The 19,833-nt window shown below is 62.5% G+C and carries 22 protein-coding genes; 10 read left to right on the top strand and 12 right to left on the bottom strand.

Annotated features, from left to right (window positions below):
- From F1609_RS26690 to F1609_RS26710, 5 genes are read left to right on the top strand one after another with little or no spacing between them, the layout of a single operon-like run.
- Positions 1-774 carry an OmpA family protein gene (locus F1609_RS26690; RefSeq protein ID WP_167079714.1) on the top strand — a complete coding sequence of 258 codons (774 nt, stop codon included), beginning with the start codon at positions 1-3 and terminating at the stop codon, positions 772-774.
- A gap of 24 nt (positions 775-798) precedes the next feature.
- Entirely contained in the window at positions 799-1,884 is a 1,086-nt protein-coding gene (gene tssA, locus F1609_RS26695; protein WP_167079716.1) for a type VI secretion system protein TssA, read from the top strand.
- Between the two features lie 11 nt (positions 1,885-1,895).
- The gene (locus tag F1609_RS26700) at positions 1,896-2,531 is read left to right on the top strand and encodes a hypothetical protein (protein WP_167079718.1); all 636 of its coding nucleotides are present in this window, start codon (positions 1,896-1,898) and stop codon (positions 2,529-2,531) included.
- Positions 2,532-2,573: 42 nt separating this feature from the next.
- On the top strand, positions 2,574-3,377 hold the full coding sequence (locus F1609_RS26705; protein ID WP_167079720.1) for a hypothetical protein: 804 nt from the start codon (positions 2,574-2,576) through the stop codon (positions 3,375-3,377).
- Positions 3,374-4,357, top strand: a complete 984-nt coding sequence (locus F1609_RS26710) for a hypothetical protein (protein WP_167079722.1) — start codon at positions 3,374-3,376, stop codon at positions 4,355-4,357. Before F1609_RS26705 ends, F1609_RS26710 begins: the two co-directional genes overlap by 4 nt.
- Before the next feature lie 191 nt (positions 4,358-4,548).
- Here F1609_RS26710 and tssH read toward each other — a convergent pair whose 3' ends face one another.
- The 8 genes from tssH to F1609_RS26750 all read right to left on the bottom strand — a co-directional run bounded on the left by tssH (position 4,549) and on the right by F1609_RS26750 (position 13,914).
- Positions 4,549-7,206, bottom strand: coding sequence for a type VI secretion system ATPase TssH (gene tssH / locus F1609_RS26715; protein WP_167079724.1), 2,658 nt, complete (start codon positions 7,204-7,206; stop codon positions 4,549-4,551).
- Positions 7,207-7,240: 34 nt separating this feature from the next.
- A complete protein-coding gene (tssG, locus tag F1609_RS26720) occupies positions 7,241-8,326 on the bottom strand; it encodes a type VI secretion system baseplate subunit TssG (protein ID WP_167079726.1) in 1,086 nt (361 codons plus the stop codon).
- The gene (gene tssF, locus F1609_RS26725) at positions 8,290-10,134 is read right to left on the bottom strand and encodes a type VI secretion system baseplate subunit TssF (RefSeq protein ID WP_167079728.1); all 1,845 of its coding nucleotides are present in this window, start codon (positions 10,132-10,134) and stop codon (positions 8,290-8,292) included. Before tssF ends, tssG begins: the two co-directional genes overlap by 37 nt.
- A gap of 2 nt (positions 10,135-10,136) precedes the next feature.
- Positions 10,137-10,625, bottom strand: coding sequence for a type VI secretion system baseplate subunit TssE (tssE, locus tag F1609_RS26730; RefSeq protein WP_167079730.1), 489 nt, complete (start codon positions 10,623-10,625; stop codon positions 10,137-10,139).
- Positions 10,626-10,691: 66 nt separating this feature from the next.
- A complete protein-coding gene (locus F1609_RS26735) occupies positions 10,692-11,183 on the bottom strand; it encodes an Hcp family type VI secretion system effector (protein ID WP_167079732.1) in 492 nt (163 codons plus the stop codon).
- Between the two features lie 40 nt (positions 11,184-11,223).
- Positions 11,224-12,711, bottom strand: coding sequence for a type VI secretion system contractile sheath large subunit (gene tssC / locus F1609_RS26740; protein WP_167079734.1), 1,488 nt, complete (start codon positions 12,709-12,711; stop codon positions 11,224-11,226).
- 2 nt (positions 12,712-12,713) lie between these two features.
- A complete protein-coding gene (tssB, locus tag F1609_RS26745) occupies positions 12,714-13,220 on the bottom strand; it encodes a type VI secretion system contractile sheath small subunit (RefSeq protein ID WP_166875647.1) in 507 nt (168 codons plus the stop codon).
- A gap of 40 nt (positions 13,221-13,260) precedes the next feature.
- A complete protein-coding gene (locus F1609_RS26750; RefSeq protein ID WP_167079736.1) occupies positions 13,261-13,914 on the bottom strand; it encodes an outer membrane protein assembly factor BamD in 654 nt (217 codons plus the stop codon).
- 236 nt (positions 13,915-14,150) lie between these two features.
- Between F1609_RS26750 and tssK the strand changes: the two genes are divergently transcribed.
- The 3 genes from tssK to F1609_RS26765 all read left to right on the top strand — a co-directional run bounded on the left by tssK (position 14,151) and on the right by F1609_RS26765 (position 16,927).
- A complete protein-coding gene (tssK, locus tag F1609_RS26755) occupies positions 14,151-15,491 on the top strand; it encodes a type VI secretion system baseplate subunit TssK (RefSeq protein ID WP_167079738.1) in 1,341 nt (446 codons plus the stop codon).
- 16 nt (positions 15,492-15,507) lie between these two features.
- Positions 15,508-16,272, top strand: coding sequence for a type IVB secretion system protein IcmH/DotU (icmH, locus tag F1609_RS26760; RefSeq protein ID WP_167079740.1), 765 nt, complete (start codon positions 15,508-15,510; stop codon positions 16,270-16,272).
- Positions 16,273-16,363: 91 nt separating this feature from the next.
- On the top strand, positions 16,364-16,927 hold the full coding sequence (locus F1609_RS26765; RefSeq protein ID WP_167079742.1) for a 3'-5' exonuclease family protein: 564 nt from the start codon (positions 16,364-16,366) through the stop codon (positions 16,925-16,927).
- Here the strand turns inward: F1609_RS26765 and F1609_RS26770 are convergent.
- On the bottom strand, positions 16,924-17,469 hold the full coding sequence (locus F1609_RS26770) for an HD domain-containing protein (protein ID WP_167079744.1): 546 nt from the start codon (positions 17,467-17,469) through the stop codon (positions 16,924-16,926). The genes F1609_RS26765 and F1609_RS26770 overlap by 4 nt on opposite strands.
- Before the next feature lie 97 nt (positions 17,470-17,566).
- Between F1609_RS26770 and F1609_RS26775 the strand changes: the two genes are divergently transcribed.
- A complete protein-coding gene (locus tag F1609_RS26775) occupies positions 17,567-17,866 on the top strand; it encodes an antibiotic biosynthesis monooxygenase family protein (RefSeq protein ID WP_167079746.1) in 300 nt (99 codons plus the stop codon).
- 70 nt (positions 17,867-17,936) lie between these two features.
- Here F1609_RS26775 and F1609_RS26780 read toward each other — a convergent pair whose 3' ends face one another.
- Positions 17,937-18,443 carry a hypothetical protein gene (locus F1609_RS26780; RefSeq protein WP_167079748.1) on the bottom strand — a complete coding sequence of 169 codons (507 nt, stop codon included), beginning with the start codon at positions 18,441-18,443 and terminating at the stop codon, positions 17,937-17,939.
- A gap of 59 nt (positions 18,444-18,502) precedes the next feature.
- Between F1609_RS26780 and F1609_RS35120 the strand changes: the two genes are divergently transcribed.
- Positions 18,503-18,697, top strand: coding sequence for a transposase (locus F1609_RS35120; RefSeq protein ID WP_167079750.1), 195 nt, complete (start codon positions 18,503-18,505; stop codon positions 18,695-18,697).
- Between the two features lie 228 nt (positions 18,698-18,925).
- Here F1609_RS35120 and F1609_RS26790 read toward each other — a convergent pair whose 3' ends face one another.
- Together F1609_RS26790 and F1609_RS34320 are read right to left on the bottom strand one after the other, a co-directional pair.
- Positions 18,926-19,330: a hypothetical protein gene (locus F1609_RS26790; RefSeq protein ID WP_167079753.1), complete on the bottom strand. Its 405-nt coding sequence runs from the start codon at positions 19,328-19,330 to the stop codon at positions 18,926-18,928.
- A 37-nt stretch (positions 19,331-19,367) separates the two neighbouring features.
- On the bottom strand, positions 19,368-19,833 hold a 466-nt coding region (locus tag F1609_RS34320; protein WP_206752974.1), incomplete at its 5' end, for a hypothetical protein.

The raw sequence follows: 19,833 nt of genomic DNA on the forward strand, positions 1-19,833 counted from the left end.
ATGCGCCACCTCCTCGCCCTTGTCATCCTGCTTGCCGGCGCAGTCAATGCCGGCGCCCAGACCCAGAGCGCCGCTCCCCAGCCCGGCCAGGTGCTGGTGTCGGGCACCGTGCCCGATGAAGCGACCAAACTGGCCGTGCTGACGCGCCTGCGCGACATCTACGGCGCCGCCATGGTGGTCGACCAGATCAGCATCGGCCAGGTCGCCACCCCGGCCAACTGGAACAGCTATGTGGAGAAACTGATCACGCCCGACCTCAAGTCGATCTCGCGCGGCCAGCTCAAGATCGACGGCAGCACCGTCAGCATCAAGGGCGAAGTGGGAAGCGAAGCGACGCGCCAGAAAATCGGCGCCGGCGTCACCGCCAGCCTGAACCCGACCTACACGGTCAACAACACGCTGCGCGTCTCGGCCGCCGACCAGAGCGTGCTCGACACCACCCTGGCCAACCGCATCGTCGAATTCGAAAGCGGCAAGGCCGAGCTGACCCAGACCGGGCGCGCGATCCTCGACGAGATGGCCGCCGCCATGAAAAAACTCAACGACCGCAAGATCGACGTGATCGGCCACACCGACAGCCAGGGCAACAAGACGACTAACCAGAACCTGAGCCAGGCGCGCGCCGACGCGGTCAAGGCCTACCTGATCGGCGCCGGCATCAAGGGCGAACTGCTCAGCGCCTCCGGCCAGGGCGCCGACCGCCCGGTCGCCAGCAACGACAGCTCGGACGGGCGCGCGCGCAACCGCCGCATCGAATTCCGGATGGCGCAATAAGCGCCGCCCCACTACAAGGACATCATGTTTGCAGCAGAACAGCTTTTAACCCCGATCAGCGAAGACCGCCCGGCCGGCGAGGACCTGGCGTTTTCACCCGACCTCGACGCCATCAACCTGGCGCGCAAGGCCGACGACCCGTCGCTCGACCAGGGCGAATGGGTTACCGAAATCAAGGAAGCGGACTGGGAATTCGTGGTCAAGCGCTGCGCCGCCCTGATCGAGACGCAGAGCAAGGACTTGCGCCTGGCGGTCTGGCTGGCCGAGGCGGCCGCCAAAAAATACCAGCTGCGCGGCCTGGGCGAGAGTTTTCGCGTCATCGCCGGCCTGCTCGATCAGTACTGGGAACTCGGCCTGTACCCGGAAGCCGAGGACGGCGACCAGGACCAGCGCATCGGCAACCTGTCGTGGATCCTCGGCCGCACGCCGGCCCTGGTGCGTGAAACGCGCGTCACCGAAGGCAACCGCGGCTACACCATCATCGACTTCGAAGTGGCGCGCAAGCTGGCCAACGCGCCCGCCCCCAGCGGCAGCCACAGCAACGGCCACACCAATCCGGGCAGCGGACCGGCGCCGCTCAAGCTGGCCGACCTGGAAAAAGCGCGCAGCGCCAACTCGGCGCGCTTTCGCGAGACCTTCACCGCCGACGCCCAGTACTGCCTGGATGGACTCAAGCTGTTCGAACAGGCAGCCGACGCCCGTCTCGGGCACGACAGCCCGGGTTTTTCCAACGCCCGCGAAGCACTGCAAAACATGGTCACCCTGATGCCGTCCGCGTCCGCCGCCGTCGAGGCCGAACAGCCGGCCGACAGCGCCGACTATGCTTATAGCGAGCCGCAGAATGACCAGGGCCCGCAAGGCGGCGTGGCGGTGCCGTCCGGGCCACCGGGCGTGATCCGCACGCGCGACCAGGCCGTGACCCAGCTGCGCAACGTGGCCGAATTTTTCCGCCGCACCGAGCCGCACAGCCCGGCCTCGTACTTCGCCGACAAGGCGGCCGACGCCGCCGGCACCGACCTGCACGTCTGGCTGCGCTCGGTGGTCAAGGATGCCGGCGCCATGGCCCACATCGAAGAGCTGCTGGGCGTCAAGCCGCCGCAGGACGATTGAGAAACGGCCGCATGTCAAGGGCCACGCTGTGCGCCTTGACGCTGCTGGCAGCGTCGGGCGCGGCGCTGGCCCAGTCGTGCAACCGCAACGAGGACGACGGGGATCACCTCTACCCTTGGGAATTTTGCGACGATGATGTCCGCCACCGTCAGCTTGCGCAATTCAAGGATTTTCCGGCCGAACCGGCAGCGCGCTTCACCCCGGTGCTGCCGCAACGCCTGGCGGGCGCGGACGCCGCGACCAACGCGGCGTGGATGGAGGCGATCCGGCGCGAGCTTCAATCGCAACAAGGCCTGTTCGCCGGCCATTACCTGTTTGTGCACCGTGGCGGCTGCGGCGCCGGATGCCATCAGTCGCTGATCGTCGACCTGCGCAATGGCCGCATCCACGCGCCGGAGCAAATCAATCTGGTGCAGGCCAACGTGAACAACCTCACGCCGACCCTGTGCAAGAAGCTCGACATCGACTGCATGCAAGACACGTATACCTTTCGCAGGGACAGCAAGCTGCTGGTGGTGGTCGGCGCCCTGGGCGAGGACGCGGAAAAGCGCGGGATCTACCATTTTCGCTGGGATGACGACAAGCTGGCCTTGGTCTCGAAGCTCGAAAAGTCACCCTACGACAAACCGACAAAGCGCGCACGCTAGCGTGCACGCCGCAAGCGCCCACCCAATTTCCCCACGATCCGCATGTCAAACTCCCCCACGGTCACCTATGCGGGCCAGGAACTGTTCCTGGTCGAAGGCACGCTCGCATCGCTGCACCACGCAGCATCGAAAACGCGTCTGCTCGAGGCGCTGGCCCGCCACATGCGCGATCCGCGCGCGCAGTCGGGCGACAGCAGGGAGGCGGCCGGCATGCACCAGGCGCTGGCGGAAGAAACCGTCATGTATGAGCTCTCTGAATATGACACACCCGTGTTCATCGCGCGCCTGGACGGCTCGCTGTTATTTGGCATGTTCGACAACGCCTGCGCACTGGTCGAGGGCGACCGCGTGCGCGCCGTGGTCGCGAAGAGCGGCGCACATCTGCACCTGCATGGCCTGATCCGCGATGCTGACAAGATGATGCTGCTGCCGCCCGGCGCCGACTCCGGCCCGCTGGCGCGCGTGCGCAGCAACAAGCGCGGGCTGTGGCGGCTCATTTTCGGCATCTGGATCGCCTCCGCGCTCATCACGGCGATCGTCATGCACACCCAAGGCGGTTTCCGGTTCGGATGGGAGGGGTTCTTTTTCACGCTGGCGATGATGCTGTTCTCGGCCGCCTTGATCCGGCTTGGCGAAGGCTCGCCCTATCAGATCATGCCGGGCGGAGACCACGCGCAAGCCATCTTTACGGTGTATGGTTTCGCGCTTCCGGCATACTTCGACGCCACGGAGGGCATGACGTGGTACAGCGGAGCGGGGACGTTTTACGCGCCCAACGCCGGCATCGCCCTCGAAAAACACCAGAAAAAATGTCGATCTTTGATCGCAAGCGAGCCAACACCATGACCATCATTCATCCACAGCGGCGCGCGGCGCGCACCCTCGCCACCGCCCTCCTGCTCGGCGCGGCCGGAGCGTGCGGCGCCGGCAGCGTCACCGGCGGCGTGTATTCCAACTTCGGCAACGACCTGCTAGTGCCTGTCTTCCCCGGCAAGAACTGGCTGCCGATGTATGCCAACAAGGACGACACCAAGCCGGTACGGGAACTGTTTGATGCGCGGGTGCTCGATGTCAGCTCCGGCAACTGGGAAGCCTGCATCAGCATGGCCGCCCCGGCGGGACGGGTGCGCTGCCGTGTCGAAGGCGCCGATACCTGGGTCGATCGCTGGAGCTTCACCGGCCCGCGCGAAGTCCTGCCGGTCGAACCGTGGCCGTTTCGCTACTGGCTGTACCTCGCCAGCGAAGGATCGGGCAGCGAAGAAACCACGGACCTCTACAACGCGGTGCCACGCTCGCCCTACCTGGTCAAGCCGAAGCAGTTCGCCAGCGTGTTTTTCATCGTCAAATTCGACAAGCGCGGTTTTGCCATCAGTCCCAAGACCGGCAAGCGCACCGGCGACCGGGTGTTCCTGGCAGGCGGCGGCGCCTACCTGGCGCCGGACGACCCGGCCAAGCGCCTGCGCCAGCGCTGGCTGTTCCTGAGCTACTATCACAGCAGTCTCAAGGCGCTGTGTCCGGGCGAAGCGGAACAAAGCTGCGCCAGCGCCATCAACCTGCAGCCGCAATGGCGCGGGATCAAGGCGCTGCACGCCGAACCTGCCAAACCTTACGCAGGACGCATGTTCGGGCCCGCCGAGACAGCCTTTGCGCGCCATGGCGAACCCGCGCTGCCTTTCAATTACACGGTTCCCGCCGACGTGGACATGCCCGCCGACGAACATGCCAACAGCGCGGCCGAACGTGCCGCCAACCGGGCCAGGCCTTTTTGCATCATCGATTGCCCGCCCGGCGCCAATCTGGCCATTCCCGATCCGGCGCCCCGCTGACGCTGGCACTCGACGCCATGCTCTGCCGCCCATCAAGCCGTGAGGACCGAGGCGACGAGCGCCACCACGCGCGACGCTGTTGACAGACGCGCGTTCCGAGAAAGTGATGGGGGAATGGATGCGGCCGGCCCGCCGAGGCGCCGGCCACCCGCCGGCCAGGACGCGCCGCTGGCGCATCCCGGCCGGGCAGCTTACTTGATGGTGTACTTGAACTGGCCCTTCTTGTCGGCGCTGACCTTGATTTTGGCGATCGCGGCACCTTCGGCCATCTTGGCCAGCACGGTTTCGGCGATCTCCGGCAGCAGGGTGCCGTTGAGGATATTGTCGACGTTACGGGCGCCCGAATCGACTTCGGTGCAGCGCGCCAGCACCGCGTCGACCAGCGCTTCGTCGTACGTGAACTCGGCCTTGTGGTTGGCCGCGATGCGCTGGGCGATCTTGCGCATCTTCAGTTCGATGATCTTGACCAGCGCGTCGTCGCCCAGCGGGTAGTAAGGAATGACCTTCAGGCGCCCCAGGAAGGCCGGCTTGAACTGCTTCATCAGGTGCGGACGAATCATGTCTTCGAGCTGCTCCGGGGTCGGCATTTCTTCCGGCGTCTTGTTCAGGCAAGCCTGCATCATCGCGCTCGAGGCCACGTTCGACGTCAGGATGATGATGGTGTTCTTGAAGTCGATCTCGCGCCCTTCGGCGTCGTCCATCACACCCTTGTCGAACACCTGGAAGAACAGCTCCATCACGTCCGGGTGGGCTTTTTCGACTTCGTCGAGCAGCACCACGCTGTACGGATTGCGGCGCACCGCTTCGGTCAGCACGCCGCCTTCGCCGTAGCCGACGTAGCCAGGTGGCGAGCCTTTCAGGCCGGAGACGCTGTGCGCTTCCTGGTACTCGCTCATGTTAATGGTGATCATCTTGCGTTCGCCGCCGTACAGCACATCGGCCAGCGCCAGCGCGGTTTCGGTCTTGCCGATGCCGGACGGGCCGACGAACAGGAACACGCCTTTCGGTTTGTTCGGGTCATCGAGGTTGGCGCGCGAAGTGCGCACGCGCTGCGCCACCGCTTCGATCGCGTACGACTGGCCCAGCACGCGCTCTTCGAGCAAGTCCTTGAGCTTCAAGACCGTCTTGATTTCGTCCTTGACCATTTTGCCGAGCGGGATGCCGGTCCAGCCAGCGACAATCTCCGCCACCACGTGGCCGTCGACCTGCACCGGCACCATCGGCGTCTCGCCTTGCAGGGTGCGCAATTCGGTCATCAATGCCTGGATAACCTTGCTTTTGCTGGCGTCCTTCTGCCCCGCTTCTTCCAGCGAGCGGCGGCCATCCATGATTTTTTCGGTCAGCTGCTTTTCCTGTTCCCAGCGCGCCGCCAGCGCGCTGTGCTGTTCGGCGGCGGCCGTGCGCTGCGCCGCCAGTTCCTTCAGGCGCGCCACGTGCGAGCCGCCCGCGCTTTCTTCGCGCTTGAGGGCGCCGGCTTCGATGTCGATGCGTTCGAGCTTGCGCGCCAGGTTTTCGATCAGCGCCGGGGTGGCGTTCTGGCCCAGGGCGACCTTGGCGCAGGCGGTATCGAGCACGCTGATGGCCTTGTCCGGCAGCTGGCGGCCCATGATGTAGCGGTGCGACAGGCGCACCGCTTCGGTGATCGCTTCGTCGTAGACGCGCACGCCGAAGTGCTTTTCCATCAGCGGGGCCATGCCGCGCAACATGGCGCAGGCCAGTTCTTCGCTCGGTTCTTCGACCTTGATCACCTGGAAGCGGCGCGCCAGGGCCGCGTCTTTTTCGAAGTATTTTTTATACTCGCCCCAGGTGGTGGCGGCGATGGTGCGCAGTTCGCCGCGCGCCAGCGCAGGTTTGAGCAGGTTGGCCGCGTCGTTCTGGCCGGCGGCGCCGCCGGCGCCGATCATGGTGTGCGCTTCATCGATGAACAGGATGATCGCGTGCGGGCTTTTCTTGACTTCGTCGATCACGCTTTTCAGGCGGTTCTCGAATTCGCCCTTGACGCTGGCGCCGGCCTGCAACAGGCCCATGTCGAGGGTGTGGATTTCGACGCCCTTGAGCACGTCGGGCACGTCGTCGCTGGCGATGCGCAGCGCCAGGCCTTCGACCACGGCGGTCTTGCCCACGCCCGCTTCACCGGTCAGGATCGGGTTGTTCTGGCGCCGCCGCATCAGGATGTCGATGGCCTGGCGGATTTCGGTGTCGCGCCCGATCACCGGATCGACCTTGCCTTCGCGCGCGCGCTCGGTCAGGTTGGTGGTGAACTGGTCCAGCGACGGCGTCTTGGAGGCGGCCTTGGCGGTCATGTCGCCGACCGGGTCATGCCCTTCGCCGTCCTGCACCGCGCCCGGCGCTTGGGCGGCCACCGCTTCCTGCGAGCCGGCGGCCAGCTTGTCGAGGTTATGCTTGATCTGTTCGACGTCGAACTTGGCGAACAGTTTGGAGCCGCGGAAGGCCAGCTGCGCCAGTTCCGGATCGGTCAGCAGCGCTTGCAGCAAGTGGCCGCTGCGGATTTCGGCCGCGCGCCCCGATTGAATATCGAGCGAGGCGATCAGCCAGGCGTTTTCGAACAGCTTGGGCAGGCGCACCGAGAACACCGGCGTGCGCGAGTTGCCCGCCTTGAGGCGCGCCACTTCGGCCTGCAGGTCCGCTTCGAGCATGCCGGCGCTGATGCCGCACTGGCGCGAGATCAGCGCGAAGTCGCTCTTGGGCTGCTCGAGCAGGGCCAGGAACAGGTGTTCGATGTCGACTTCGTACTGGCCGAGCGAGACGCAGATGCCCGCCGCGCGGGTGGCGGCGGTGCGGCTGGTTTCGTTGAGTTTGCCGATCAGCGTTTTCAGGTTGATGCTCATGCAGGGTTCCTTTTATTGGTGTTCGTTTTGTCAATCACAGCGCGTGTATATCGTAGCGGACATCGTTGCGGTCTTCCTGGAGCGCCTGGGTGACCAGAAAACTGTCCCATCCCAGGCGCCCGTGGGTAGCGGCGGCATCCATCTGCATGCCCTGCACGTCGGGGCCGCGCAGCACCAGCTGGACTTCGTATTCGAGCGACACGCCGGTAAACATGGTGACCATGCTCTTGAGCGCGCGCGCCGCCTTCCCGCCCGGCAGGAAGGAGTTGAAGCTGTCATGGTCGAGCGGACCGATGACCAGGCGCAGGCGCAGGTCGCGCTGCCATACGCGCTCGCCGGCCATGGCGCCGGCGCCGAGCATCGAGTTGGCCGCGCCCAGCATGGTCTGCTGGCTGGTCGGCACCTCGTACCAGCAACCGATGAACTGTTCGGCCCTGACGCGCTTGCCGAAATACTCGGACAGCACGCGCGCGACCTGCACCGCCGACGGCGGCCGGTGGCGCAGCGCCGAGGCGAAGTAGCCGAGCGACTCGTCCAGCACCCCGCCCCCGAGTTCATCGTTGAGGCGGTGGCGCAGGCTGTCGTTGCCGACCCCGGCGAGCGAGAGCAGCAGCGGCAGGAAGCTGTCCTTGCCGTCGATGGCGTATTTGAGTTCGAGCCGGTACTTGCGCCAGGCTTCGAAAAACAGCGCCACCGAGCGGCTCGAAAAGGTGTCGAGAAAGGCGCGCGGACCTTCATCCTTGTTATAGATGATGTGGGCCGAAATGCGGTCGGTGTAATGGGCCGGCAGCGCACCCGACACGCCCAGCAGGCCCATGAAGGCCGGCGTGATGCGGATGTACTTGAGCGTGTTCGATTGCAGCGCTTCGCCCAGCGACCTGGCCTGGCGCGGCAGTTCGCGCGGCACCGGTTCCAGCTTTTCAAGTTCGCTCGGCGGAAACGCCAGCGAGGTCGAGTTCTGGAAACGCAGGAAATTGGCGATCGCGCCCTGCTGCGGCGAGCCGTGGCGCTTGAGCCATAGCTCGAGCATGCGCACCGCCTGGAAGAACTGGAAGCGGTACGGTTCCTCGAACAGGCGCTCGATTACAGCAGGCTCAAATCGCCGCTTCGTGGCAAGCATTTCAATAGCTCTTCTCCATTTTTATTTGATACGATCACCAGTTGGGTGAAGCTGTTGGCATGCACGTACAGGCCGAGGAAGCGGTCGATGATGTGGGCAAAGGCGTGGATGCCGCTGCCGACAAAGGCTTCTTCGTCGATCGTCAGGCGCACTTCCATGCCGCGCACCAGGCAGGCGAAGGGGTTCCCCGGCAGCCAGGTGTTGGCCGCCTTGTACCCGACCGCGGCAATACCGCCGATCTGGCGCTGCGAGGACGGCGAGCGTGGCAGGTCGTACAGGGTGAGCATCTCGCGGAACGCATCGAGGCCGCCGTCGGCAAGCGACAGGTGGTTCAGCGAGAGGTGCGAGATCAGGCGCCAGTGGGCGCCGCGGCCACGCTCGAAGCGGTGCGACGACGTCGGTTTGCGCAAGAAGCTGACCTGGCGCACGGTGGAGCCGCCCTCCAAAAACAGGTCGCCGCCGCGCAGGCCGTAGGTCAGCGAGGACGGCAGGTCGCGGTTGGTGCAGGTCAGTTCCAGGCTGAGGGTGTCGGTTTCCACTTCGGCCGGGTCGAAGTCGATGTCGACGATCGAAATCTCGGTTTCGAAACCGGGACTTTTCTCGGCGATGGTTTCATCGCGCCGCATGACCCAGTAGTGGCCCTTCTTTTCCGGCGTCTGCCCGTGCTTGAGCGAATAGAACGGGCGGAAGTCGACGATCGATTCGCCCTGCGGCGTCTGGCGCACCAGCTTGACCGAGTCGATCGACTGCACTTCGTAGGCAAACGCGCGGCGCGCGTCGGCCAGCACCGGATAGCTGGCGGTGGTGTGGGTCAGGCGGATCGGTTCACCGCGCTGGCGGAACAGGTTCACCACCGGGGTGCAGCCGAGCAGCACGTTATTCGTGGTCAGGGTGCCCAGCATGCGCGCCGCGTTCGAGTCGGTGCGCATGCCCGACAGCGCCAGGTGCAGGGTGATCGAGCGGCAGCCCATCGGCAGCACCGAGGTCAGCGCGGCCAGGTCGATGTCGAAGAAGTTGAATTTTTCGGGGAAGCAGAAATACTCGGTCAGCAGGCGGTAGGCCGAATGCGAGCGCGCTTCGAAGTCGATCAGCGATTCATTTTCCTCGAAACCGGCGGCCAGGATCGGAATGGCCGGCAGCGCCATCCAGCGCCCGCTGTTGTCGCCTTCGGCGTAGGCGGCCACGCTGCGCATGAACAGCGCGTCGCGCAGCGCCGCGCAGAACGAGGGCTCGCCGTCGATGAACACGCGCAGCTTGCCCAGGCCCAGGTTGGCCAGGGTCACCTGGTCGGAAATGCTGGTGATGGTCAGCGACAGGCTCGAGGTAGCGCCCACCGGTGGGCGGATCGCTTCGGGCGTGTCGATGATCGGCGCGAAGGTGGCGCCCGACAGGGCCACCGGCGCCACCGTCACCGGATACGAGGTGCGGAAGGTGCAGGAAGCGCCGCGCACCGGGCGCGTGGTCAGCTGGGTGCCGCGCGGGATCGCGGTGGCGGTGGTCAGCTGCGCGGCCACGCCCGAAAAATCCATGTGCGCGATCGAGCACGAGGGAAACGGGCGCAGGTAGTGCGGGTACAGCACTTCAAACAGGGCTTCGGTAAATTCGGGATAGTCGTCGTCGAGCCGCTTGGCGATGCGGGAATTGAGCAGCGCGAACGATTCGATCATGCGTTCGATGTGCGGATCTTCGCACACCTCGCCGGCGATCAGGAGGCGCCCGGCGATCTTCGGGTAGCGTTCGGAGAATTCGCGCGAATAGCGCCGCAAAAATCCCAGTTCGCGTTCGTAATACGGTAATAGATCTTCCAAACTCAGGCTCCCCCGATAGCGCGGCGCGCCTTGCTGATGGTGTAGTGCAGGCTCGATGGCTGCAAGATGGCGTCGAAATTGACGGGTTCCTGGGAACTGCTCACGACCAGCAGTGCCGTAATGGCGAAATTGAGGCGGTTGACCGACTCTTCCTGGATTTCCAGCGAGGCCTTGACGTTGCGCAGGCGCGGCTCATGGCGCGCAATGGCTTTTTCGAGACACTGGCAGATGTAGGCCCGGTCGTCGGTGCTCGAGAGCGAACGGCCGGCAAAATCGTTCAGGCCGAACGTGACGATCGAGCGCCCGCATTCGGGGTACCGTTGCAGCAGCAGTTCCGGGATCACGGTGCGCGTGTTGAGCAGCGCCTCGAGATCGCGTGCGACCGAGTCCTTCAAGTCCTCGATCGACATCCGGGTGACTGTGCCGCTGGAGGAACCATTGACCGGCACATCCATCAACCGGTCAAACAAACCTGGCGTAAAACCCTTCATTGGTACCCCGATACATTGCTACGCGTTATGCTACTTAATGTTGCTTTATGTTGCCTTGATGCTGCTTTATGCCGTTTTATTGGTCGCCAGATCCCAGCCGCCGGAGGTATTACCGCCCGCACCGCCGCCGATTTTTTGCTGCGTGTATTTCCATTTGACCTTGGAATACTTGAGCGACAGGCTTTCGGTCAGGATGTCGCCCTGCGACACGGTCGGCGCGACGCTCGAAATGATCACGTTGTCGAGATCGATTTCGAAATACTTGATGCGGTCGCCCTGGCCATCGGCGCGCAGGAACTCGATCTTGGCCTTGCCCAGGGTTTTACCCGACGAGCAGTTCTGCAGCAGCAGCGGGGTGGCCAGGTCGGCCAGCTTGGCGATCACAATGTCGCGGTGCTCGGTACGTTCGGCGGTATGGCCGCCGCCGGTCGATGCGGTCGCCGATTTCGGCTGCAGCACTTCCCAGCTGACCGACTGGCACTCGATCCAGTCTTTATGCGACGAGTCGGTCGACTCGCCCTTGATGCCGTCGAGTTGGAGGTAGACGTCGATTGCCATGATATTCCTTTCGTTGGTTTGTAGGGACTAAGGCTTCGGCTTACGATTTGGTCGATGGTGGCAGTTCCGCGACCAGACGCAGGGACACCGACAACTCGTCGAGCTGGAAGTGAGGACGCAGGAACGACACGGCGCGGTACACGCCCGGACGGCCCGGTACTTCCGACACTTGCACCGATGCTTCGCGCAACGGGAACTGGGCCTTCTGGGCCTGGCTCGCGTTATCGTCCAGCAACACGTACTGGGTCAACCAGCGGTTCAGGTGGTCTTCGACGTTCGATGCGGCGGCAAAACTACCGATCTTGTCGCGCATCATTGCCTTCATGTAGTGGGCAATCCGCGAGACGGCGAAGATGTATTGCAGCTGGGCCGACAGGGACGCGTTGGCGTTGGCCGAATCGGTGTTGTATTTCTTCGCTTTCTGGGCCGACTGGGCGCCGAAGAAGGCCGCGTAGTCGGTGTTCTTGCAGTGCACCAGGGAGATGAAGCCCAGGTCGGACAGCTCTTTTTCACGGCGGTCGGTGATCGCGATTTCGGCCGGGCACTTGAGCGCCACTTCGCCTTCATCGGTCTTGAAGGTGTGGGTCGGCAGGTCTTCGACCAGGCCGCCGCCTTCGACGCCGCGGATCGCCGCGCACCAGCCGAAGTCGTCGAACGCCCCGGTCAGCTTGGTGGCGAAAGCGTAGGCCGCGTTGCACCACAGGTATTTGTGGTGGTCGGTGCCGTCCACGTCTTCGACGAAGTTGAAGCCTTCGGTGGTGGCGCCATCGGCCGGGTGGAACGGCAGGCGCCCCAGGAAGCGCGGCAGGGTGATGCCGACATAGCGCGAGTCTTCCGATTCGCGGAACGATTTCCATTTGGCGTATTCGACCGTGTCAAAAATCTTGGCCAGGTCGCGCGGACGGCCCAGTTCGCTGTAGCTTTCCAGGCCGAACAGCTCGGGCGAGGCCGAGGTGATGAACGGCGCGTGGGCGGCGGCGGCGATGTGCGACATCTGCTCGACGAAATACATGTCTTCCGGCTGGCGCGTGATCTGGTAGTCGCCCAGGAGCGAGCCGAACGGTGCGCCGCCGAAGGTGCCGAATTCTTCTTCGTAGACTTTCTTGAACATCGCGCTCTGGTCGAACTCGATGGCGGTCTGGAAGTCCTTGACCAGCTCGCGCTTGGTCGCGTTGAACATCTTGATCTTGAGCGTGGTGCTGGTCGAGGTGTTCTTCACCAAGTAATGCAGGCCGGTCCAGCTGCTTTCGAGCTTCTGGAATTCGGGCGAGTGCATCACGGCCGAAAGCTGGTCCGAAATAATGCGGTCCAGTTCGGCGACGCGGGCGTCGATGGTGGCCGACAGGTTGTCCGACACGATCACCGTGCCGTCCATCACCTGGTGCACCAGTTCCGAAATCAGGTCCTTGGCGCGGGCGTGCTCGACGCTCGATTTAGCCACCTTGCTCTGCTCGACGATCTGGTCGAGCAGGGCCGTTTCATGGGTCGCGGCGGCGGCGCCGGCGGCTTGGTTCAGTTGAGCGGACATGGTTAGTCTTTCTTGGTAGCTTGCTGGCCGAGCTGGGCCAGTTTCTCGGTGTTGGTGAGCACGTCGGCGAGGATGTCTTCGAGCTTGTCGTTGCCGGCCAGCTTGTTGCGCAGGTCGGCCAGCTTGGTGCGCGCTTCGAGCAGTTTGCGCAGCGGTTCGACTTGCTGGACCACCGACTCCGGACGGAAATCTTCCATCGAACGGAACTTGAGGTCGACGGCGAACTTGCCGCCTTCGCCGGTCAGGGTGTTCTGCACGCGGTAAGCGGCGCGCGGTTCGATCCCCTTCATGACTTCATCGAAATTGTCGCGGTCGATGCCGACGAAATTGCGGTCTTTCAGGCGTTTCTTCTCGACTTCGGAAGTGCCGCCGAAATCGCCCACCACACCCATCACGAAGGGCAGTTCCTTGCTTTCGATGGCGTCGCCGATTTCGACGTCATAGGTCATCTGGATGCGTGGCGGCCGCACTTTTTGCAGCTTCTTCTGGACACTTTGTTTCTTTGACATGGTAATTCCTTCTACATGATGTGTGAGCGGGTCGTGCAGCCTACTTGCCTGAATCCCTGAGATTGTTGAGAGCCTCGAACGGACTTTTCGACTCCGGTTCCCGGAGCTTGATGGCCGGTTTGTCGTTCTCGGCCTTGGGAGTGTCTTTGAGCGACGTGAGCGGGTTATTGTCCTTGACTGCCTTGACCGCACTCTTCTCGGGCTGGGACCGGCGGATCGGGGCGACCGGGGCGGTGTCGCCCATGTTGTCGCGCAACAGCTTGATCTGCTCCTGGGAATCGGCGCGCACTTGCCCGACCAGCGCGCTCTGGCGATTCAGGTTGCCGAGCGCGTTATTCACACTACGCAGGCCGGCCGCGGCGATAATGGCGCTGGCGGTCTTGTCGTTGGGATCACGCAACAACACTTCCTGCGCAGCGACGATCGCTTCGCCATGCTGGCCGGAGTCGTAGCGGCTCTGGGCAATCTTTACCCATGGCGCCTTGTCGCCCGTGTAGGCGGCGGTGGCCTGCTTCCAGTAGCCGATCGCCTCTTCCTTGCGTCCGGCGGCCGAGGCCTGGGTACCCTGGTTGAGCAGCTCGGCCAGCGGCGGAGGGCCCTTGGCCACCACAGGCTTGGTGGTCTCGCAGCCGGTCAATGCCGCGGCGCAGGCAAGGACGCCGCACAGGTACTTGAAATCGGAAAAAGTGGTCATGCGGTATCCTCAGAAGCGGTGACAAAAAAGTAATGTGTATATTGTAACACTTATTACTGAAACAACGTTAGCAGAGTTTGAAATTTAACAGCGTTCAATTGAAAATCACACATTCTCACTTTGTAGTAAGCGCGCACGTTACATTAGGAACGGCAGACAAATCTTCTCATAAATGTTATTGTTCCGCTAATTAGTTTTTCAAATTCGCGCAAAATTTTCCGAAGGGTGCCAACAGCATGTCAAGTAAAGTCCTCTGGGGTGAAGGATTGTTCCTGCGCCCCCAGCATTTCCAGCAGCAGGACCAGTACCACGAGCACCGCCTCAACGAGAGCGTCAAGGCAGTCCATCCCTACGCCTGGGGCGTGAACCAGTTGCAGGTCGACCGCGATGCGCTGGCCAACAATGCCTTGCGCGTGCTGGAACTGTCGCTGCGCTTCCAGGATGGCGAGCTGGTCGACGCGCCGGGCGCCGATGCGCTGCCCGAGACGGTCGACCTGAGCCAGTTGCTGCAATCGCAGCAGACCGTCACGTTCTACGCCGCCCTGCCCGCCTTCAAGCCGTTCGGCGGCAACTTCGCGCCGCTCGGCCAGACTGCCAACGCGGCCCGCTTCGTCCAGTCCAACGCCGACACGCCCGACCTGTACACCCAGGCCGCGCAAGCCCAGCTGACCTACCTGACCAAGAGCGTGCGTCTCATTTCCGAGTTCGAGCCGCGCGATTCGTACACCCACTTCCCGCTGCTGCGCCTGCGCCGCGTGGCCACCGGCGGGTTCGAGATGGACCCGGGATTCGTGCCGCCAAGCATGTCGGTGCGCAGCGCCCCGATCCTGTTCCTGCAGCTGCGCCGCCTGATCGACGCCTTGCAGGCCAAGGTCAGCGCCCTGTACGGGCACCACCGCGAACCGAGCAAGAACGTGATCGAGTTCCGTTCCGGCGACATGTCCTCGTTCTGGCTGCTGCACACGGCCAGCAGCGCGTATGCCTCGCTGACGCACTACTTCCATCATCCGGCGCTGCATCCGGAGCGCCTGTACGAAGCCCAGCTGGGCGTGGCGGGCGCCCTGATGACGTTCTCCAAGAGCTGGACCCTGGCCGACCTGCCGCCCTACCAGCATGCCGATCCGGGACCGGCCTTCGCGAAACTGAACATGATCATCCGCGACCTGCTCGACACTGTAATATCGTCGAAGTACTTCGCCATTGCGCTCGATCTGATCAAGCCGTCCTACTATCTGGGTTCGCTGGAGTCCGGCAAGATCGACGACAAGACCGTGTTCTACCTGGCGGTGTCGGCCAACCTGGCGGCCATCGAGCTGGTCGAAGTGGTGCCGCTGCGCTTCAAGATCGGCGCCCCCGACGACGTCGAGAAGTTCGTGCTCTCGGCCATGCCGGGCGTGCGCCTGCAGCACGCGCCGCAGGTGCCGCCGGCGGTGCCGGTGCGTCCCGACACGGTCTACTTCACGATCGAGGCCAAAGGCCAGATGTACGAACGCATGATGCAGGCGCAGTCGATTTCGATTTATGTTCCCGAAGGCTTGCGCGAGCTGTCCCTGGAACTGATTGCCGTAACCTCCTGACCCAAGGATTGCCCAGATGACTACCACCGCACCCTCCCTGATGGCTGGCGGGCCCGTTGCGCCCGCCGCGGGAGCGACCCCGCAAACGCTGCTCGACCTGATGTACGAAGGCTTTTACGCGCTGTTCATGCTCAAGAACGGCAGCGGGCCGCAGAACAACACCGATTTCCAGCGCAAGACCACCCAGTTCCTCGAAGATTTCACGCGCGGCGCCAAGAAGCAAGGCGCCTCGGCCGACGACATCGACGCCTCCAAGTACGCGTTCTGCGCGGCGGTCGACGAAATCATCCTGCGCTCGAATTTTTCGATCCGCGACGAGTGGGAACGGCGCCCGCTGCAACTGGTGCTGTTCGGCGACCAGCTGGCCGGCGAGAACTTCTATCACCGCCTCGAATCGCTGCGCACGCGCGGCAGCACCCATTTGCAGGCGCTGGAAGTATTCCATATGTGCCTGCTGCTGGGCTTCCAGGGCCGCTACATCCTGGAAGGGTCGGAAAAGCTGAACTACCTGACCGCGCGCCTGGGCGACGAAATCGCCAACATGAAGGGCCGCCGCGGCGGCTTTGCGCCGCACGCCGACCGTCCCGACCAGATCGTGCACAAGCTGCGCAGCGACTTGCCGCTGTGGGTCCTGTGCTCGGTGTTCGGGCTCATTTGCATTCTCGGCTACGTCGGGCTGCGCACGTCCCTCAACAAGAGCACCGATGAACGCATGAGCGCCTACAACGACGTGGTCAAGCTGGCGCCGCGCGCCGCCAACCTCACCATTACGCTGCCGTGAGAACGCGCCCGGACCGGATCATGTGCATGACTGGTCCGGGCGCGCCGGCGCCGTCGGCAACCTTGGGCAGCGCCGTGCAGGGCGAGGGGAAATGAAGCAAGAAATCTACATCAGCACCGATGTCGAAACCGACGGCCCGATTCCGGGTCCGCATTCGATGCTCAGTATCGGGTCGGCCGCCTACCTGGCCGACAAGACCTGCATCTCCACCTTCAGCGCCAACCTGGAATGCCTGCCGGAAGCGACGGCGCACCCGGACACCGCCGCCTGGTGGCTGACCCAGCCCGAGGCCTGGGCCGCTTGCCGCGCGAATCCGGAAACGCCGCAGGCGGCCATGCAGCGCTATCTGGCATGGGTCAAGTCGCTGCCCGGCAAACCGGTGTTCGTGGCCTACCCCGCCGGCTTCGATTTCCTGTTCGTGTACTGGTACCTGATCCGGTTTACCGGCGAAAGCCCGTTCAGCCATTCGGCGCTCGACATCAAGTCGTACGCCATGGCGGTGCTCAAGCGCGGCTACCGCGACAGCACCAAGCGCAACATGCCCGAACACTGGTTCGATCCCCTGCCCCACACGCATGTGGCGCTCGACGACGCCATCGAACAGGGTGCGATGTTCTGCAATATGCTGGCCGATAACCTGGCGCGCGGGCGCTAGGCGGGATAGGCGGCGATCTTGGCGGCCAGGCGCTGGGCCAAATATCCGTGCGCCGCTCCCAGGGTGTCCAGGATCAGGCATGCTTCCTTGCCGTAGGCGCTGACCTTCTCGGGCGGCCAGTAATGCGGTGGCGCTTCCAGGTTGCAGATACGGTCGGCCAACTTGACGCACCAGATGCCCTTGGGCTGCTGCACGATTCTTGCCAGGCTGTCGGCCATGGCGTCGGCTTTCGACAGGCCGGGCGCCTTCGACAAGGCGGCCACGCCATCTGCCACTGCCGGGCCGAATTCGGCCACCAGGGTGGCGTGCGCGACCTCCTGGTCTTCCATTGCGTCGTGCAGGATGGCGCAGGTCATGGCCACGCCGATGCCGTCGATCGGCTCCTGCGCATGGGCGGCCAGAAGCTCCATGCCGACCATGCCCAGATGGACCAGGTAGGGCATCTCGGTGCCGGGGAATTTCTGCTGTGCGTGCGCCACGGCGGCGAAGCGCCAGGCTTTGATCCAGGCCTCCTGGGATGCGTAATCGATGTGCTTTGTCATGGCTCCTCCGTTAGCGCATCTTAGCAGCAGGCAGACCTGGGTGCGAGCCGATAGAATATGGGCACGCTGGCAAAGGCCGGCATCAACAGGAGAAAACATGTTCAGGGAAGTCGCGGAATTGAAGGTCGCCGAGGGAACGGAGCAGCGGTTCGAAGCAGGCGTGCAGCAAGCGGTGGCGCTGTTCAAGCGCGCCAAGGGGTGCCATGGCATGCGCCTGGAACGCTCGGCCGAAGAGCCGGGAAGCTACATGCTGTTCGTGGAGTGGGAAACCATTGACGACCATATGGTGCACTTTCGCGAGAGCGACGACTTCCAGGAATGGCGGCGGCTGGTGGGCGGCTTTTTCAGCGCGCCGCCGCGGGTCTTTCATACGACCATCGCGGTCGAGGGGTTCTGAGCCAACCGATCGCCATTCACGCCGGCGCGATGCATGGCAAGCCATCGCGCGGTGAGCTCGTGCATCGTGCCTACAACAAGTTATTGTAGTCGTATCCGTATTCGATCGACTCGTCGGCGGTCCAGATATGACCGTCGAGCGCATCGACCGTCATATTGCCGCCGCCTTCGCGTGGCTCCAGCGAACTCTCGGCGGGGTCATGAACCTGGAAATGCCACAGCATCGGATTGACGCTACGTCTCGGCCCCATCACCCGGCCGCCACGCTCCTCCATATGAATGTCGGCATACAAGCGTGCTTCCTCTGCGGGCATCAGGTCGGTGCGGTACCTGACCGGAATATTCAGGCCCCTGACGCCGTTGGTCCTGAAATGGGTCAGAATCGCGACCACCGTTATGCGCTTGAGATTCAAGCCAAGGTAGCCGACGTAGGTCTGGCTCCGGTCAAACCGCGCAGCCGGATCGAATATGTGCAAGCGCTGCAACAGGCTGGACGAACCGGGCACGGCATCGAGTAAATACAGATCGCAGATTTCTTGCATTTTTACATTTAATTTGAAGTCAGCCGGGGTGGTCAACCATCCTGCTTATTGCAATGGGACATACTTCAGCCCCTTTTTGGGGAATCGCTTTACTCTTGGCCGTCAGTATTAAGAAACGAAAGCTGGTCGAGGAGATCTTCGGCTGGAGCAAGACCATCGGCGGGCTGCGTAAGGCGCGCTTCGTCGGCCTGGCCAAGGTGCGCGCGCAGACCAGGTTCACCTTCGTTACGTACAACCTGACTCGCACGGCGACCATCTTTGGCTGGCGTTTGTCGGCCGTGGTGGGATAAATCCGTCCAGAGGGGGCGGGAAGCGCTGAAAAGTACCAAAAAACAGCCTAAAAGACGGCTAGAAACCAGTTCCTAGGCAGAATGCGGGTTCCAACCCGAAAAACTGGTGCTTCGGGCGATAAAACCCGAAGGACTAGGCCACTTTTTCAACGCCCTGTCAGTTTGACAGGATTGTTGCCCCACGCAATGACCGTGCGAAATGGCGATCAATAAAGCAGGCCATTAGGTTTAGCGAGGCGAATCGCTAACTCCCTCAGAAATAATTTTCTCCAACATATCATCGTCCCCATACAGAAGAGGCGAATTTTCATAATAGAAGCGACACTTGAACTGCCCATCGGAGAAGAGCGTCAAAAGTATCCCGGTCCATCTATCGCCATTTTGAGCCGCATTCAAGTAAATTTCCTCGATGGGTTCAAAAGTTTCCAGGGAACCACCAATTCCATAATTACTCAACGGAACGTCGAAATTTTCCCCGCCGAAAACTCTTCCCGTATATTTATTTCTTAATCCAATTTCCTCATCCTCTAAAAATTCCAAATAGAAAACGATCTTTCTCCAATCCGACGGCGCAGTATCGGCAAGACCCTGCACTGCCTGATTCACGAGTTCACCATGATTCTGAAAAGCCATAATTATCCTCCCGCCTTATTTCTAAAAGCACTTCTCTTCAATTACCATCAGCCTGTTGGTAACTTGCCTTGAATGCATCCGGCCTGCTGGTCATATTGCTCTTATTGTAAATTATCTCGAACCGAATTGGAACTGGTTGTCCAGTTTTATGGATAAGGTTGGCAACCGGGTTCTCGAAATCTACCTTGTATCTGCTCAGATTAAGGTTTTTCATTACCTCACCATCGCTCACGGCAATGGATCGACCACTACCTGGGAAGACATTCAATCGATTCATGGGGCCGTGGAACTGATTCCCGATAGCGTGAAAACCAACATCCTCAAATACCCCCTCGTTTCCTATAGTATTAGGCCATTTCGTTATACACATTTCCACCCCTGGATGAGAAACCTCCGGAAAAGCTTTTACATTCAATGAGTTACACAAGGGGCTTGTAAACTGTTCCGAATTCGCGTTTACTCTCGGGATTTCGGTGGGCACGTGATCAAGGTGGCGCAGCAGT

It is taken from the genome of Massilia aquatica (assembly GCF_011682045.1).
Classification (GTDB): domain Bacteria; phylum Pseudomonadota; class Gammaproteobacteria; order Burkholderiales; family Burkholderiaceae_D; genus Telluria_A; species Telluria_A aquatica.